The organism is Streptomyces sp. AM6-12, assembly GCF_044327085.1.
In the GTDB taxonomy this organism is placed as follows: Bacteria; Actinomycetota; Actinomycetes; order Streptomycetales; family Streptomycetaceae; genus Streptomyces.
This window is the reverse complement of the sequence record NZ_JBIQWN010000001.1, coordinates 3,038,199-3,054,226: the sequence shown is the minus strand read 5'-3', so window position 1 is coordinate 3,054,226 and position 16,028 is coordinate 3,038,199. Positions and strand designations below refer to the sequence as shown.

Annotated in this window: 13 protein-coding genes; 7 read left to right on the top strand and 6 right to left on the bottom strand. The window is 68.3% G+C overall.

What is annotated here, in order from left to right:
• Positions 1-25: 25 nt before the first annotated feature.
• From ACE4Q9_RS13675 to ACE4Q9_RS13650, 6 genes are all read left to right on the top strand, one after another.
• Positions 26-3,925, top strand: coding sequence for a DNA-directed RNA polymerase subunit beta' (locus ACE4Q9_RS13675; protein WP_397984507.1), 3,900 nt, complete (start codon positions 26-28; stop codon positions 3,923-3,925).
• Between the two features lie 543 nt (positions 3,926-4,468).
• The gene (gene rpsL / locus ACE4Q9_RS13670) at positions 4,469-4,840 is read left to right on the top strand and encodes a 30S ribosomal protein S12 (protein ID WP_003948652.1); all 372 of its coding nucleotides are present in this window, start codon (positions 4,469-4,471) and stop codon (positions 4,838-4,840) included.
• Between the two features lie 2 nt (positions 4,841-4,842).
• Positions 4,843-5,313 carry a 30S ribosomal protein S7 gene (gene rpsG, locus ACE4Q9_RS13665; protein WP_003992340.1) on the top strand — a complete coding sequence of 157 codons (471 nt, stop codon included), beginning with the start codon at positions 4,843-4,845 and terminating at the stop codon, positions 5,311-5,313.
• Positions 5,314-5,352: 39 nt separating this feature from the next.
• Positions 5,353-7,479, top strand: a complete 2,127-nt coding sequence (gene fusA / locus ACE4Q9_RS13660) for an elongation factor G (protein ID WP_397984506.1) — start codon at positions 5,353-5,355, stop codon at positions 7,477-7,479.
• Between the two features lie 154 nt (positions 7,480-7,633).
• A complete protein-coding gene (gene tuf / locus ACE4Q9_RS13655; protein WP_397984504.1) occupies positions 7,634-8,827 on the top strand; it encodes an elongation factor Tu in 1,194 nt (397 codons plus the stop codon).
• Between the two features lie 134 nt (positions 8,828-8,961).
• Positions 8,962-9,915 carry a hypothetical protein gene (locus ACE4Q9_RS13650; protein WP_397984502.1) on the top strand — a complete coding sequence of 318 codons (954 nt, stop codon included), beginning with the start codon at positions 8,962-8,964 and terminating at the stop codon, positions 9,913-9,915.
• A 102-nt stretch (positions 9,916-10,017) separates the two neighbouring features.
• On the opposite strand, the gene ACE4Q9_RS13645 is transcribed toward ACE4Q9_RS13650, so the two are convergent.
• Positions 10,018-10,953 carry a hypothetical protein gene (locus tag ACE4Q9_RS13645; RefSeq protein ID WP_397984501.1) on the bottom strand — a complete coding sequence of 312 codons (936 nt, stop codon included), beginning with the start codon at positions 10,951-10,953 and terminating at the stop codon, positions 10,018-10,020.
• A 127-nt stretch (positions 10,954-11,080) separates the two neighbouring features.
• Positions 11,081-12,031, bottom strand: coding sequence for a toxin glutamine deamidase domain-containing protein (locus ACE4Q9_RS13640; protein WP_397984500.1), 951 nt, complete (start codon positions 12,029-12,031; stop codon positions 11,081-11,083).
• Between the two features lie 60 nt (positions 12,032-12,091).
• On the opposite strand from ACE4Q9_RS13640, the gene ACE4Q9_RS13635 reads away from it, so the two are divergent.
• Positions 12,092-12,712, top strand: a complete 621-nt coding sequence (locus ACE4Q9_RS13635; protein WP_397984499.1) for a serine/arginine repetitive matrix protein 2 — start codon at positions 12,092-12,094, stop codon at positions 12,710-12,712.
• 25 nt (positions 12,713-12,737) lie between these two features.
• On the opposite strand, the gene ACE4Q9_RS13630 is transcribed toward ACE4Q9_RS13635, so the two are convergent.
• Genes ACE4Q9_RS13630 through ACE4Q9_RS13615 form a run of 4 tightly spaced genes read right to left on the bottom strand, consistent with a single transcriptional unit; the run spans position 12,738 to position 15,978 of the window.
• The gene (locus ACE4Q9_RS13630; protein WP_397984498.1) at positions 12,738-13,412 is read right to left on the bottom strand and encodes a hypothetical protein; all 675 of its coding nucleotides are present in this window, start codon (positions 13,410-13,412) and stop codon (positions 12,738-12,740) included.
• Between the two features lie 4 nt (positions 13,413-13,416).
• The gene (locus ACE4Q9_RS13625) at positions 13,417-14,940 is read right to left on the bottom strand and encodes a putative T7SS-secreted protein (protein WP_397984497.1); all 1,524 of its coding nucleotides are present in this window, start codon (positions 14,938-14,940) and stop codon (positions 13,417-13,419) included.
• A gap of 22 nt (positions 14,941-14,962) precedes the next feature.
• The gene (locus ACE4Q9_RS13620) at positions 14,963-15,676 is read right to left on the bottom strand and encodes a hypothetical protein (RefSeq protein ID WP_397984496.1); all 714 of its coding nucleotides are present in this window, start codon (positions 15,674-15,676) and stop codon (positions 14,963-14,965) included.
• Complete coding sequence (locus ACE4Q9_RS13615) at positions 15,673-15,978, bottom strand: hypothetical protein (protein ID WP_397984495.1); 306 nt, start codon at positions 15,976-15,978, stop codon at positions 15,673-15,675. Before ACE4Q9_RS13615 ends, ACE4Q9_RS13620 begins: the two co-directional genes overlap by 4 nt.
• Positions 15,979-16,028 lie beyond the last annotated feature (50 nt).

Below are 16,028 nucleotides of genomic sequence, written 5' to 3'. Positions count from 1 at the left end.
CGACCCTGAGAGGGATTGACGCATAGTGCTCGACGTCAACTTCTTCGACGAGCTCCGGATCGGCCTGGCCACCGCTGACGACATCCGTCAGTGGAGCCACGGCGAGGTCAAGAAGCCCGAGACGATCAACTACCGCACCCTGAAGCCCGAAAAGGACGGACTCTTCTGCGAGAAGATCTTCGGTCCCACTCGGGACTGGGAGTGCTACTGCGGCAAGTACAAGCGCGTCCGCTTCAAGGGCATCATCTGCGAGCGCTGTGGCGTCGAGGTCACGCGCGCCAAGGTGCGCCGTGAGCGGATGGGCCACATCGAGCTCGCCGCACCCGTCACCCACATCTGGTACTTCAAGGGCGTCCCGTCCCGCCTGGGCTACCTGCTGGACCTCGCCCCGAAGGACCTCGAGAAGGTCATCTACTTCGCGGCGTACATGATCACGTACGTCGACGAGGAGCGTCGTACCCGCGACCTGCCCTCCCTGGAGGCACACGTCTCGGTCGAGCGCCAGCAGATCGAGAACCGCCGCGACGCCGACCTGGAGGCCCGCGCCAAGAAGCTCGAGTCCGACCTGGCCGAGCTGGAGGCCGAGGGCGCCAAGGCCGATGTGCGCCGCAAGGTGCGCGAAGGTGCCGAGCGCGAGATGAAGCAGCTGCGCGACCGTGCGCAGCGCGAGATCGACCGCCTCGACGAGGTGTGGAACCGGTTCAAGAACCTCAAGGTCCAGGACCTGGAGGGCGACGAGCTGCTCTACCGCGAGCTGCGCGACCGCTTCGGCACGTACTTCGACGGTTCGATGGGTGCCGCGGCGCTCCAGAAGCGCCTGGAGTCCTTCGACCTGGAGGAAGAGGCCGAGAAGCTCCGCGAGATCATCCGCACCGGCAAGGGCCAGAAGAAGACCCGCGCCCTCAAGCGGCTGAAGGTCGTCTCCGCGTTCCTCCAGACCTCCAACAGCCCCAAGGGCATGGTCCTGGACTGCGTCCCGGTCATCCCGCCGGACCTGCGTCCGATGGTGCAGCTGGACGGTGGCCGCTTCGCGACCTCCGACCTGAACGACCTGTACCGCCGTGTCATCAACCGCAACAACCGCCTGAAGCGGCTTCTCGACCTCGGCGCGCCCGAGATCATCGTGAACAACGAGAAGCGCATGCTCCAGGAGGCGGTCGACGCCCTCTTCGACAACGGCCGCCGCGGCCGCCCGGTGACGGGCCCCGGCAACCGTCCGCTGAAGTCCCTCAGCGACATGCTGAAGGGCAAGCAGGGCCGTTTCCGTCAGAACCTGCTCGGCAAGCGTGTCGACTACTCGGCGCGTTCCGTCATCGTCGTCGGCCCGCAGCTCAAGCTGCACCAGTGCGGTCTGCCCAAGGCGATGGCGCTGGAGCTGTTCAAGCCGTTCGTGATGAAGCGCCTGGTCGACCTGAACCACGCGCAGAACATCAAGTCGGCCAAGCGCATGGTCGAGCGCGGCCGCACCGTGGTGTACGACGTCCTCGAAGAGGTCATCGCCGAGCACCCGGTGCTGCTGAACCGTGCGCCCACCCTGCACCGCCTCGGCATCCAGGCCTTCGAGCCGCAGCTGGTCGAGGGCAAGGCCATCCAGATCCACCCGCTCGTCTGCACCGCGTTCAACGCGGACTTCGACGGTGACCAGATGGCCGTGCACCTGCCGCTGTCCGCGGAGGCGCAGGCCGAGGCCCGCATCCTGATGCTGTCCTCGAACAACATCCTCAAGCCGGCCGACGGCCGCCCGGTGACGATGCCGACCCAGGACATGGTCCTCGGTCTGTTCTTCCTCACCACCGACGGCGAGCTGCGCGACGTCAAGGGCGAGGGCCGCGCGTTCGGCTCCACGGCCGAGGCGACGATGGCGTTCGACGCCGGCGAGCTGTCCCTCCAGGCGTCGGTCGACATCCGCTTCCCGGTGGGCACCATCCCGCCGCGCGGCTGGACCCCGCCGGCCCGCGAGGAGGGCGAGCCCGAGTGGCAGCCGGGGGACTCGTTCCGCCTGCGCACCACCCTGGGCCGGGCGCTGTTCAACGAGCTGCTGCCCGAGGACTACCCGTTCGTCGACTACTCGGTGGGCAAGAAGCAGCTCGGCGAGATCGTCAACGACCTGGCGGAGCGCTACCCCAAGGTCATCGTGGCGGCGACGCTCGACAACCTGAAGGCGGCCGGCTTCTACTGGGGCACCCGTTCCGGTGTCACCGTGGCCATCTCCGACGTCGTCGTCCCCGAGGCCAAGAAGGCCATCGTCGCGGGCTACGAGGCCCAGGACGAGAAGGTCCAGAAGCAGTATGAGCGCGGTCTGATCACCAAGGAAGAGCGCACTCAGGAGCTCATCGCGATCTGGACCAAGGCGACCAACGAGGTCGCCGAGGCGATGAACGAGAACTTCCCCAAGACCAACCCCATCTTCATGATGGTTGACTCGGGTGCCCGAGGAAACATGATGCAGATGCGGCAGATCGCCGGTATGCGTGGTCTGGTGTCGAACGCGAAGAACGAGACCATCCCGCGTCCGATCAAGGCCTCGTTCCGTGAGGGCCTGTCCGTGCTGGAGTACTTCATCTCCACCCACGGTGCCCGTAAGGGTCTGGCGGACACCGCTCTGCGTACCGCCGACTCGGGTTACCTCACCCGTCGTCTGGTCGACGTCTCCCAGGACGTCATCATCCGCGAGGAGGACTGCGGCACCGAGCGCGGCCTCAAGCTGGCGATCGCCGAGCGCGGCGAGGACGGTGTCCTGCGCAAGACGGGCAACGTCGAGACGTCGGTGTACGCGCGCTGCCTCGCCGAGGACATCGTGGTCGACGGCAAGGTGCTGGCCCCGGCCGGTACCGACCTCGGCGACGTGCTCATCGACGAGCTGGTCAAGCACGGTGTGGAGACGGTCAAGACCCGTTCGGTCCTGACCTGCGAGTCCGCCGTCGGCACCTGCGCGATGTGCTACGGCCGTTCGCTGGCCACCGGCAAGCTGGTCGACATCGGTGAGGCGGTCGGCATCATCGCCGCCCAGTCCATCGGTGAGCCCGGTACCCAGCTGACGATGCGTACCTTCCACACCGGTGGTGTGGCCGGTGACGACATCACCCAGGGTCTGCCGCGTGTCGTCGAGCTGTTCGAGGCCCGTACCCCGAAGGGTGTCGCCCCGATCTCCGAGGCCTCCGGCCGGGTGCGGATCGAGGAGACGGAGAAGACGAAGAAGATCGTCGTCACTCCGGACGACGGCAGCGACGAGACGGCGTTCCCGATCTCGAAGCGTGCCAAGGTCCTGGTCCGCGAGGGCGAGCACGTCGAGGTGGGCCAGCAGCTCACCATGGGTGCCACCAACCCGCACGACGTGCTGCGCATCCTGGGTCAGCGTGCCGTCCAGGTCCACCTGGTCGGCGAGGTCCAGAAGGTCTACAACTCGCAGGGTGTGTCGATCCACGACAAGCACATCGAGATCATCATCCGGCAGATGCTGCGACGGGTGACGATCATCGAGTCGGGCGACGCGGAGCTGCTGCCCGGCGAGCTGGTCGAGCGCTCGAAGTTCGAGACCGAGAACCGTCGTGTGGTCCAGGAGGGCGGTCACCCGGCCTCCGGTCGTCCGCAGCTGATGGGTATCACCAAGGCCTCGCTGGCGACGGAGTCCTGGCTGTCGGCCGCCTCCTTCCAGGAGACGACCCGAGTGCTGACGGATGCGGCGATCAACGCCAAGTCCGACAGCCTCATCGGCCTCAAGGAGAACGTCATCATCGGTAAGCTCATCCCGGCCGGTACGGGTCTGTCCCGCTACCGCAACATCCGGGTGGAGCCGACCGAAGAGGCCAAGGCCGCGATGTACTCGGCCGTCGGCTACGACGACATCGACTACTCGCCGTTCGGCACGGGCTCCGGCCAGGCCGTTCCGCTGGAGGACTACGACTACGGTCCGTACAACCAGTAAGCGGGCAGTCTGAAGCAGTCGCTCTGAAGGGCGGCCGCTCCCCTCGGGGGGTGGCCGCCCTTCGGCGTGTCCGCCGCGAGGGCCCGCACCGGCCGGGTGCCGCGCCGGCCCTGCCGCGGGGGCTGCCGGGGAGCGGCCGTGCGGCCGTGCTCGCCCTCCGCACGGCTCGGCGCGGTATGCGGCCCCGGGCGCCGACGAGGACCGCGACAGCGCCCGTACAGCGCCCGGCAGCGGCATTGACGGAGGGTCTCGAGTTCACTCGCGTGGGTGAACATGGAGCTTGTCAAGCCCCGGCGTGTCGAGGGCGGCTCCATTTGTTTTGACCACAGCGAATGAGCTAGGTACCCTCAGACCTTGTGCCTGGGGTGTGCCCTGGCTGCTGTGCGTGCCTTGAAACCGTATGGCGAGCCTCGAACGGCCACCGTAATTCGCGCCCTTCCCGCCTCGCGGCGGAAGTCTGGCGGATTCGACACACCCGACCGCGTGGGTCGGAGGCGTTCCAGGTTAGCTTTACCTATTCGGCACACAGAAACCGGAGAAGTAGTGCCTACGATCCAGCAGCTGGTCCGTAAGGGCCGGCAGGACAAGGTCGAGAAGAACAAGACGCCCGCACTTGAGGGTTCCCCTCAGCGCCGCGGCGTCTGCACGCGTGTGTTCACGACCACCCCGAAGAAGCCGAACTCGGCCCTGCGTAAGGTCGCGCGTGTGCGTCTGACCAGCGGGATCGAGGTCACCGCTTACATTCCGGGTGAGGGCCACAACCTCCAGGAGCACTCCATCGTGCTCGTGCGCGGCGGCCGTGTGAAGGACCTGCCGGGTGTTCGCTACAAGATCATCCGCGGCTCCCTCGACACCCAGGGTGTCAAGAACCGCAAGCAGGCCCGCAGCCGCTACGGCGCCAAGAAGGAGAAGTAAGAATGCCTCGTAAGGGCCCCGCCCCGAAGCGCCCGGTCATCATCGACCCGGTGTACGGCTCTCCTCTGGTGACCTCCCTCATCAACAAGGTGCTGCTGAACGGCAAGCGCTCCACCGCCGAGCGCATCGTCTACGGCGCCATGGAGGGTCTGCGTGAGAAGACGGGCAACGACCCGATCATCACGCTGAAGCGCGCACTGGAGAACATCAAGCCGACCCTCGAGGTCAAGTCCCGCCGTGTCGGTGGTGCGACGTACCAGGTTCCGATCGAGGTCAAGCCCGGTCGCGCCAACACGCTCGCGCTGCGCTGGCTCGTCGGTTACTCCCGCGCCCGTCGCGAGAAGACCATGACCGAGCGTCTGCTCAACGAGCTTCTCGACGCGTCCAACGGCCTCGGCGCCGCTGTGAAGAAGCGCGAGGACACCCACAAGATGGCCGAGTCCAACAAGGCCTTCGCGCACTACCGCTGGTAGTCGCTACCCACATCGAGACCGAGAGAAGACTGAAGCCTTATGGCTACCACTTCACTTGACCTGGCCAAGGTCCGCAATATCGGGATCATGGCCCACATCGACGCGGGCAAGACGACCACCACCGAGCGGATCCTGTTCTACACCGGTGTGTCCTACAAGATCGGTGAGGTCCACGACGGCGCTGCCACCATGGACTGGATGGAGCAGGAGCAGGAGCGTGGCATCACGATCACCTCTGCTGCCACCACCTGTCACTGGTCGCTGGAAGACGTCGACCACACCATCAACATCATCGACACGCCGGGTCACGTCGACTTCACCGTCGAGGTGGAGCGTTCCCTGCGCGTGCTCGACGGTGCCGTGACGGTGTTCGACGGCGTCGCCGGCGTTGAGCCCCAGTCCGAGACGGTGTGGCGTCAGGCGGACCGCTACGGCGTTCCGCGCATCTGCTTCGTCAACAAGCTCGACCGCACCGGTGCCGAGTTCCACCGCTGCGTCGACATGATCGTCGACCGTCTGGGCGCCCAGCCGCTGGTCATGCAGCTGCCGATCGGTGCCGAGGCGGACTTCAAGGGCGTCGTCGACCTGGTGACGATGAAGGCCTACGTGTGGTCCGCCGAGGCCACCAAGGGCGAGATGTACGACACCGTCGACATCCCGGACACCCACACCGAGGCTGCCGAGGAGTACCGCGGCAAGCTGATCGAGGCCGTGGCCGAGAACGACGAAGAGATCATGGAGCTGTACCTGGAGGGCGAGGAGCCTTCCGTGGAGCAGCTGTACGCCGCGATCCGTCGTATCACCATCGCGTCCGGCAAGGGCGTCGGCACCACGGTCACCCCGGTGTTCTGCGGTACCGCGTTCAAGAACAAGGGCGTCCAGCCCCTGCTCGACGCGGTCGTGCGCTACCTGCCGTCGCCGGTCGACATCGAGGCCATCGAGGGCCACGACGTCAAGGACCCGGAGACGGTCGTCAAGCGCAAGCCGTCCGACGACGAGCCGCTGTCGGCGCTGGCGTTCAAGATCATGAGCGACCCGCACCTCGGCAAGCTCACCTTCGTCCGCGTGTACTCCGGCCGCCTGGAGTCCGGCACCGCCGTGCTGAACTCCGTCAAGGGCCGCAAGGAGCGCATCGGCAAGATCTACCGCATGCACGCGAACAAGCGTGAGGAGATCGAGTCGGTGGGCGCCGGCGACATCGTCGCCGTCATGGGTCTGAAGCAGACCACGACCGGCGAGACGCTGTGCGACGAGAAGAACCCGGTGATCCTGGAGTCCATGGACTTCCCTGCGCCGGTCATCGAGGTCGCGATCGAGCCCAAGTCCAAGGGTGACCAGGAGAAGCTGGGTGTCGCCATCCAGCGTCTCGCGGAGGAGGACCCCTCCTTCCAGGTGCACACCAACGAGGAGACCGGCCAGACCGTCATCGGCGGTATGGGCGAGCTTCACCTCGAGGTGCTGGTCGACCGGATGAAGCGCGAGTTCAAGGTCGAGGCCAACGTCGGCAAGCCGCAGGTGGCTTACCGTGAGACGATCCGCAAGGCCGTCGAGCGCGTCGACTACACCCACAAGAAGCAGACCGGTGGTACCGGTCAGTTCGCGAAGGTGCAGATCGGCATCGAGCCGATCGAGGGTGGCGACACCTCGTACGAGTTCGTGAACAAGGTGACCGGTGGCCGCATCCCGAAGGAGTACATCCCTTCGGTGGACGCCGGTGCGCAGGAGGCCATGCAGTTCGGCATCCTGGCCGGCTACGAGATGACCGGTGTCCGTGTCATCCTTCACGACGGTGCCTTCCACGAGGTCGACTCCTCCGAGCTCGCCTTCAAGATCGCCGGTTCGCAGGCCTTCAAGGAGGCCGCGCGCAAGGCTTCGCCCGTGCTCCTGGAGCCGATGATGGCCGTCGAGGTCACCACGCCCGAGGACTACATGGGTGAGGTCATCGGCGACATCAACTCCCGCCGTGGCCAGATCCAGGCCATGGAGGAGCGGGCTGGTGCCCGCGTCGTGAAGGGCCTCGTGCCCCTGTCGGAGATGTTCGGCTACGTCGGCGACCTCCGCAGCAAGACGTCGGGTCGCGCAAGCTACTCGATGCAGTTCGACTCCTACGCCGAGGTTCCGCGGAACGTCGCCGAGGAGATCATCGCGAAGGCCAAGGGCGAGTAACGCACCGCGTTCGCACGCTTTAGGCTTGACTCCGGAGCCTCAAGGGGCATTCAGCCGCATACCAGGATGAATGCCCCGGGTTCCGGGCTATCCAGCAAAGATCACCTGGCGCCGATGAGTAAGGCGTACAGAACCACTCCACAGGAGGACCCCAGTGGCGAAGGCGAAGTTCGAGCGGACTAAGCCGCACGTCAACATCGGCACCATCGGTCACATCGACCACGGTAAGACGACCCTCACGGCCGCCATTACCAAGGTGCTGCACGACGCGTACCCGGAGCTGAACGAGGCCACCCCGTTCGACAACATCGACAAGGCGCCCGAGGAGCGCCAGCGCGGTATCACCATCTCCATCGCGCACGTCGAGTACCAGACCGAGGCGCGTCACTACGCCCACGTCGACTGCCCGGGTCACGCGGACTACATCAAGAACATGATCACCGGTGCCGCGCAGATGGACGGCGCGATCCTGGTGGTCGCCGCCACCGACGGCCCGATGCCGCAGACCAAGGAGCACGTGCTCCTGGCCCGCCAGGTCGGCGTTCCGTACATCGTCGTCGCCCTGAACAAGGCCGACATGGTGGACGACGAGGAGATCATGGAGCTCGTCGAGCTCGAGGTCCGTGAGCTTCTCTCCGAGTACGAGTTCCCGGGCGACGACCTGCCGGTCGTCCGTGTCTCCGCGCTGAAGGCCCTCGAGGGCGACGCGCAGTGGACCCAGTCCGTCCTGGACCTCATGAGCGCCGTCGACACCGCGATTCCGGAGCCGGAGCGCGACGTCGACAAGCCGTTCCTGATGCCGATCGAGGACGTCTTCACCATCACCGGTCGCGGTACGGTCGTCACCGGCCGTATCGAGCGTGGTGTCCTCAAGGTCAACGAGACCGTCGACATCATCGGCATCAAGACCGAGAAGACCACCACCACGGTCACCGGCATCGAGATGTTCCGCAAGCTGCTCGACGAGGGCCAGGCCGGTGAGAACGTCGGTCTGCTGCTCCGTGGCATCAAGCGCGAGGACGTCGAGCGCGGCCAGGTCATCATCAAGCCGGGCTCGGTCACCCCGCACACCGAGTTCGAGGCGCAGGCCTACATCCTGTCCAAGGACGAGGGTGGCCGCCACACGCCGTTCTTCAACAACTACCGTCCGCAGTTCTACTTCCGTACGACGGACGTGACGGGCGTTGTGACCCTCCCCGAGGGCACCGAGATGGTCATGCCGGGCGACAACACCGAGATGACCGTCCAGCTGATCCAGCCGGTCGCCATGGAGGAGGGCCTGAAGTTCGCCATCCGTGAGGGTGGTCGCACCGTGGGCGCCGGCCAGGTCACCAAGATCGTCAAGTAAGTTCCGCTTGCTTGAAGGTCACTGATTGACCCTGGAGAGGCCCGTACGACTTCGGTCGTACGGGCCTCTTCGTCGTACTCTCTGCGTATCACCGCTCCCGTACGACCGTCCGATCGTCCGACGAAAGCGAGCCCGTGAGCGCTCTCCCGCCCGCCGAAGGCCCCGACGAGTCCCCGTCCGACGAGCAGTGGGAGGCGTTCCTGCGGGACGCGATGGCGGGGGGTGGCGCGGGCGCCCCCAAGGAGCCGTCGGCACGGGATCGGCTGGCGGCCGTCCGGGTACGACGCCCGCGCCGGCCGGGGCGCCCCCGGCCCGTGACCGCTTGGCTGGCGAACGCGGCGCCCTGGGCGGCGGCCGCGGCCGTGGTCGCCTTCGGCGCCTTCCAGATGGGCCTGTTCCCGCGCTCCGCGTCGTCCGCACCGGCCGCCGGGCCCGCCTCCGGACCGGCCAGGGCGGTGACACTGCCCGGCGGCGGGACCTCGGACGGCAACCAGTGCGGTACCAGGGGCTACCACCACTTCCCGCTTCAGGCGAGCGCGACTACCGCTGGGCAGCCGGCCACCGGTTCCGCGGCGTCCGCCGGTTCCGCCGCGCGCGGCCCGCGGTTGTCGCTGGGCCACTACGGCTACGCGGAGGGCCCCGACGGCAAGGGCCGCCTGCTCATCGGGCTGCGCTTCACCGCTCCCGGCACCGGGCAGCCGCTCCACCTCTCGCGCACGCCCGGCGGAGAGGGGGTGGCCGTGGAGATCGAGGGCCCGGACGGCCTGGTGGCCGGCGCCCATGGCCTGCCCGTCGCCTGGCCCTCCGCCGCTGCCCGGTCGGGCGCCTCCGTGGCCGTGAGCGACGGGAGCGGCGGCGAGGTCGTCCTCCCCGCCCAGGCCCTGTGCCCCGGCCACGACGGCAGGTCCGTGGCGAAGTCCCTGGTGCCGCCCACCGACTCCGCCGGCACCGTCACCGGCCGCCCGCCCTACCGCCTGGTCGTCTCCCTGCGCGACCCCGCCATCGGCACCCTGCGCACCTCCCTCGGCCTCCCGCCGGGCGGCGGCCTGCTCAGCGCGGAGAACCTGGTACCGGACGCGAGTTCCTGACCCCGGAAAACGGTCAGGGGCGGCGGGGGACACCGGCGGCCACCGGCCTTCGCCGGCGGTCCCCTCCGTGGTGTCACCCGCCGCCCCGCGGCGCGTCCTCCGTCAGCTCACCGACTTGCTCCTGGCGAGGGAGACCACGGCGGTCTGGGTCGCCGTCACGGTGTCGCCGTAGTTCGGGTCGGTGGCGGTGGCCTGCGCGTCGACCTCGGCGTCGCCCTTCTGGAACGGGGTCGTGCCGGTGGGCTCGGCCGTGGCCGTCCAGGCGGCCGGGGTGCCCGGCGCGCAGGCGACCGTCGTCGCGTACGAGCCCTTGATCAGGACCTTCTTGGCGACCTGGGTGACGCTGCCGGACACGTTCACCGTGGCCGGCGCGTTGCAGCTGACGGTGCCGCCGATGGTGGCCTTGCCGTTCAGCGTGCTCGCCGTGCCCTTCACGGCGACGGAGACGCCGAGGTCCAGCTCGGACGGCGGCGCCGGGTTGTCGATGTGCACCTCACCGCGGAGCGCGGCGGTGCCGCCCTCGCAGTGCTGCTCGTAGGTGGCGTCCAGCTTCTGCACGTACCCGTGCGGCCCGAAGGCCACGTCGGCGACGTGGAAGGAGCCGGTCAGGGTGTTGCAGCCGCGGCCGTTGCCGTCCACCGAAAGGCCGGGCTCGGACGCGGAGTTGAACGGGTAGCGGGTGGCTCCGGCGTAGTCGCCGGGCGCGAGCGCCTGGCCGCCCGGCGCGGCCAGGTCCAGGTACCACCAGTCGCCGTTCGCCCCGCTGACGTCGACGGATATGTGGCTGTGGTCGTCGGAGGCGAAGACGTTCAGACCGTCTCCGGACGCGGGCGAGTAGGAGTACGACTGGCCACCGCTGATGTAGTCGCCCTCGTCGCCGCTGAACGCGAGCGAGCCCGCGGAGACGGTCTGGGCCTGCGCCGCGGGGCCGCTCAGCAGGCCGGTGGTGGCGCCGGCACAGGCCAGCGTCAGGGCGAAGACGGTGGAGAGACGGGCGAGGCGGGAGCCGCGGGACGGAACGACCAGGAGACGTGACATGTGGTACCCCCCAGGTAGACGCGTGCACAGACGTTGCCGGTGCGGGCAGGCGGAAGCGTGTCGCCTCCGTCGCCGCCTGTGATCGCTGTGGATCCTGTCACAGGCCACTGACAGCGACCCACCGGTTTTACCGCCGTAGCAGGACCAACTCGCGCAGCAGGGACGGGGGATCGAGGCGGGCGAGCGAGCCGGACAGGCCGTCGAGGAAGACGACGCGGCCCTGGTTGTTGTGCACGTAGATCAGGTTCCCGCTGATCTCGTGGCCCTCGATCTGGCGGCGCACCCATACGACTCCCCGCGTGCCGAGCCCCGGCTCCGCGACCGCCCCGACCATGTCGTCCCAGCCGGTCACGTCGACCGGCTCGAACCCCGGGAAGTAGCGCCGCCGGAGCCGCTCCCACCAGCCGGGAGCCTCGTGGAAGGGGCGCCAGGGCAGGGCGCTCACCGGTATCCCGTCGATCCCGCAGTGCACGGCGACGAGGCAGCCGCGCGCGTGCAGATGCCCTCCGTCCGCGCGCCGTGCCGCCGCGCCGGGCGCCTCCAGGTCGGCGAGCGGGTCGCTGGGGGAGGGGTGGAAGGGCGTGCCGCCGTCCTTCGGCACCACGACCGAGGCGGCGAGCATGGGCGTGTCGGGGAAGCCGGGCTGGGGGACCGTCCAGCACGGCAGCAGCCAGGCGGAGGCCGTCTCGTAGACGGGCGCCGGGCTCGGCCCGGCGAGCTCCACCAGACCGCCATACACGCTCCGCAGCCACGCCTCGGCGCGCTCCCGCCGCTCGTCGGGCTCCGGCACGCCCCACGTGCCCGCGGCCCGCTGCGCCAGGTACTGCTCGGCCGGGAGGTACGTGGGCGACCAGTGGGGCCCCGTACCGTCGTGCGGCACGACGACGAGAGAGCTGAACGGGGCCTGCGCGAAGACCCCGGTGTCCAGGTGCTCCCGGAAGTCGAAGCAGACCGTCCAGGCGTACGGGTGCCACGTGGCCGTCTGCGGCAGCATGACGACGGATGCCGCACGCTCCGGGTACGCCGTCGTCCGCAGCCACCGCTCGGCCGCCGCCACGGCTTCCTCTCGCGTCCCCATCAGGCCCCCTCCGCTTCAACTCACGGACAGCCCATGATGGTTCCTCTACGATGCGGCGTCATGTCCATACCCAATGCCTGGGGCACACCGTACGGCGACCCGCCCCCCGCGAAGGCCCTGCGCCCTCGGCGGCTCTGGTACGTCGTAGCGGCACTGCTGGGTGTCGTCCTGGCCGGCGCCGGCATCACGCTCATCGTGCTGACGGTCCGGGACACGGTGAAGTCGGTTGATACGACACACACGTTCACCAGCGGGGCGCAGCGCACCTTCAGCTTCACGGAGGGCAGGACCCGGACGATCTACGTCTCCCAGTCCGCGTACGGCCACGTCGACTGCCGGGTCCCGCGGGCACTGGCCGACGCGGTGGTCCAGCCGTCCGGCAGCTTCCGCGTGACCCTTGGCTCCCGCACCTGGGAACGTGTCTTCGAGTTCACGCCCAGGACCACCGGTGACTATCCCGTCGTCTGCACCTCGGACATCCCGGCAGCCGACTTCGCCCTCGGCGACCAGCCCCACGTCGGCGGCATGGTCGGCGGCATCCTGGCGGCCATCGGCTGCTTCATCGCGGCGGCCGTCGCGGTCCCGGTCATCTGCATCGTGACCGCGGTCCGCCGGGGCCGCCACCGCCGCCGGCTCATGACCCCGCCCCCGGCGCCGGTGTGGGGCCCACCGCCCTGCTAGGCACTGATCGCCGCCCGGCAGGTGCTCAGCGTTCGCGTTCCCAGGTGTGCAGGACAGCCAGGGCGTAGGCGATCCGGGGGTCCAGGAGGCGGGCAGTGAAGCGGTAGGTTCTGCTGATGCCGCGGTAGTCCAGGGCCGTACCGGCGCCATGGACGCGCCAGCGGGTCCGGGTGGGGCTTTTGAAGGCGGTGCCGTCCGGGCTGCCGTCGACGAACGAGTACACCATCATGCAGAGCACGTAGAGGAACCAGACGGGCGCTGTCGCGACGTAGAGCAGCCATGAGTACCAGGTGCCCACCCGGCCCGTGACCGGCCGGGCGGGGCCGTCGGGCGCCACGGTCCACCGGACGCGGCGCGGCCAGGGCAGCAGCCGTCCCGCCCGGCGCGTGACGCGGGCCAGCGGCGCGCCGTCGGCCGCGTGGACGTCGTACCCGTCCGGCGCGGTGGGGCGGACGGAGCACAGCAGCCTGTCGTCCCGCCCGTCATGGATCCAGAAGGGCACCGGCTCCTGGCGGCTCCACCGCCGGGTCGTGGGCGGGGTGAGGACGCGGGCGAGGGGAGCGTCCTCGGGGCGCCTCGCGGTCGACAACCGGATGGTCGAGGCCATCTCCGCGCCGGGCGGCAGGTGCGCCGGCGAGGGGGAGGGCACCGGCACCGGGTTGTTCACGGAAATCAGAAGCGAATACGGATTGCTGTCCACGATGTCATCCGAATGGGTTGGCGTTCGCCAGGCCACCGAGAAGGTGGCCGGCGGTCTCACGTGCCTGGTCGATCTTCTCGTGGATCTTCTCGGACTCGTACTGGGTGTCCTCGGTCGCGACGCGCACTCCTTCTGTGAGCAGGTGCTTGGAGCCTCTGATCGCCACATAGCCACGCGCAGTCCAGGACCGGGGATCGATGTACTGGCCGACTTTTCTGCCGGCATCGTCAAAGATCGGCCGGACGGACTCCGAGACCCCAGGGATGTGTTTCAGCGGGGTGTTCTCGATCAGATGGGGCATCATCTTCTGGAAGGGGATGTCGGTCAGCTTTGCACCGGCTCGGTACAGCGTGTTGTCGCCGAGCTGCCTGGCGATACCGAGCTTGAGGCGATCTGCCACGCTGTCCGCGGTGATGTGGATCGCGTGCGCCTTCCTGCCGAGCGCGGCGGCGTTCCGCATCGCCCACTCCTCGGCGTCCTCGCCGAACTTCGCTGTTCCTCCGACGTGTTCGATGAGATCGGCGGCCCGCTTCCAGGAGTCGGCAGCCTTCACCCCGAAGTCGAGGGCATTCATCGGGATCTTGACGCCCTTGAAGGCGGCGTGCGCGATCTTCCCCGTGCGTGCCAGGTCTCCAAAGGGAATGAACCCAGCGAGATCCAGGCCGATGTCCAGCGGGTTTCCCTCTTTCGCGCCAGCGGCCCAGCCGACGCCGTGGAAGATGAGGGCGCCGGTGTTCAGAACCCGGCCGAGGGCCTCGAAGACGACGGCACCGACGATCGTCTCGGAGAAGACGATGGCAAGTACGTCGCAAGCGGCGGCCGCGTAACCGAGCCAGTCGCCGATCTTATAGATCGTGTCCGCGTGCTTCTGGATCCAGCGCCAGAGATCCCCGGCAAGGTCCTTGATCCGGTCGCCGAGGTCCGAGAGGAGATCTCCGAGCTTGTGGAGCAAAGACTCGTCCGGCGCAGCCTCGGCCGCCTTGCGGATCGCCGCAGCGGCGGCACTGGCCGCCCTGTCATGCTCAGTGAGCAGCGCTTCGGCCTTCTTGATGATGGCGTTCAGCTCGTCGCGGGCCCCGTTCAGCCGTCGCACGGCGCCGTCGAGACGTCGCTGTGCCTGCTGGAGCTCAGCGTCGGTGTCGAACGTACGGCCCGCGAGTTGCAGGTCCGGGTCGTTCTGCGCCGTCTTCAGAGTCCTGCGCGCGGCCTCCGCTTCCTGCTCGTAGTGCTTGGCCAGCGTCTGGAACTCCCGCAGATCGGACTCCCAGCCGTGCAGGGCGTGCGCGGCGTCGATCAGCGAGGTATGTCCGTCAGCCAGATACTTCGGCAGCGACCCGGTCTTCTTCGCGAAGGCGGACGCGGCCTCGCCCACCCAGGCCGCGTCCGGCTTGCCCAGCCGGGTCAGCGTCGAGTGGGCGTCGTGCAGTTGCTTGGTCACGCTGGTCAGCGAGGTGACCAGGTGGTGCACGGAGGAGGGGACGCCGGGCGCGGGATCGAAGCCGAGCGCGCCATAGGTCGGAGTGGTCATGAAGGTGGCCTCCACGGCACGGTCAGTAGGACGCGAAAGGCGAGATGGCGGAAGCGGCGTCAGCGGTCCTGGAACCGTTCACTTCGGGTTCGCCGAAGGCGACCGTGTCGGCGATGTCGGCGAGAACCGCCTGATAATGCTGAAAATCCTGGGTGTCGGGTGTGCTCAGAGAGAGCAGCAGCAACCGATCCTCTCCGGGGAAGGGCAGCCAGACCTCGACATGGACGAAGAACCGCTCGTGTTCCCCCTCTGGCAGGTCCCACGTCGCACGGGAACCGGCGACGCGGACGACTGCTGGCCCGGCCGGCAGGTCGATCGGCAGGACCTCTGCTGCCTCACCGTTCTCCGAGGCGTTGTCCAGCGTCTCCAGAATGCCCGCGGTGGTGAGGCACGGATCCGGGTTTTCCATCTCGCGCACGCTGATGGTGAGCGTGGCGCGGCTGATCCGCTCCGGCGGCTCGGAGCCCTCCGGGCTGCCGCCCATGGAGAAGATGCCGAGCGCGTTGTAGATAGCCCCGCCCGCGACCAACTGGTCCGCGTTCGCGGCGTACATGGCTTCGGTCAGGGCGCGGAGCGGTTCGAGCTCCTCCTGTTCGCCCCAGTAGTCGCGGGCGAACCGGCGCAGATCCGCGTACAGGGCATCCTGGTCTGCGCCGATGGCCAGCGGGACTTCGTGGAATTCGGACGGCACCTGGAAATGCAGGGCGGCAGGCGGCGGGCTCTGCTCGCTGGTCATCGGTCACCCGCCTGGACCGCCTTCAGCATCGCGGCAATCTCGTCTTCCAGGCCCTGGTAGAGCCGGACCGACTGCACCACCTTCCCGGTGATCCCATCCGTGGCCTTGGCGATCTGCTTGATGCCGTAGCCCCACTTGTGCTGGAACTCGTCACAGGCCGCTTCCAGCTCCTTGGAGCCGGCGCCCGTCGGGCCGATGTCCTTCAGCTGCTTCATGGCGGACCGCATGCTGTCGGCGCACTCGCCGAGGTCGGTGACGAGTCGCACCAGGGCCTCGAATTCGACCTTGCAGTAGCCGGTCATCCCCGTCGTACCCCCCGAAAGTCCATTCGGGCTGTAATCCTGGCACAACC

What these genes read in the sequence shown, in the direction of transcription:
- ACE4Q9_RS13615 (WP_397984495.1), bottom strand. Translation starts at nt 15,978, where the DNA reads ATGACCGGCTACTGCAAGGTCGAATTCGAGGCCCTGGTGCGACTCGTC.
- rpsG (WP_003992340.1), top strand. Translation starts at nt 4,843, where the DNA reads ATGCCTCGTAAGGGCCCCGCCCCGAAGCGCCCGGTCATCATCGACCCG.
- ACE4Q9_RS13635 (WP_397984499.1), top strand. Translation starts at nt 12,092, where the DNA reads ATGTCCATACCCAATGCCTGGGGCACACCGTACGGCGACCCGCCCCCC.
- ACE4Q9_RS13620 (WP_397984496.1), bottom strand. Translation starts at nt 15,676, where the DNA reads ATGACCAGCGAGCAGAGCCCGCCGCCTGCCGCCCTGCATTTCCAGGTG.
- ACE4Q9_RS13625 (WP_397984497.1), bottom strand. Translation starts at nt 14,940, where the DNA reads ATGACCACTCCGACCTATGGCGCGCTCGGCTTCGATCCCGCGCCCGGC.
- ACE4Q9_RS13645 (WP_397984501.1), bottom strand. Translation starts at nt 10,953, where the DNA reads ATGTCACGTCTCCTGGTCGTTCCGTCCCGCGGCTCCCGCCTCGCCCGT.
- ACE4Q9_RS13640 (WP_397984500.1), bottom strand. Translation starts at nt 12,031, where the DNA reads ATGGGGACGCGAGAGGAAGCCGTGGCGGCGGCCGAGCGGTGGCTGCGG.
- fusA (WP_397984506.1), top strand. Translation starts at nt 5,353, where the DNA reads ATGGCTACCACTTCACTTGACCTGGCCAAGGTCCGCAATATCGGGATC.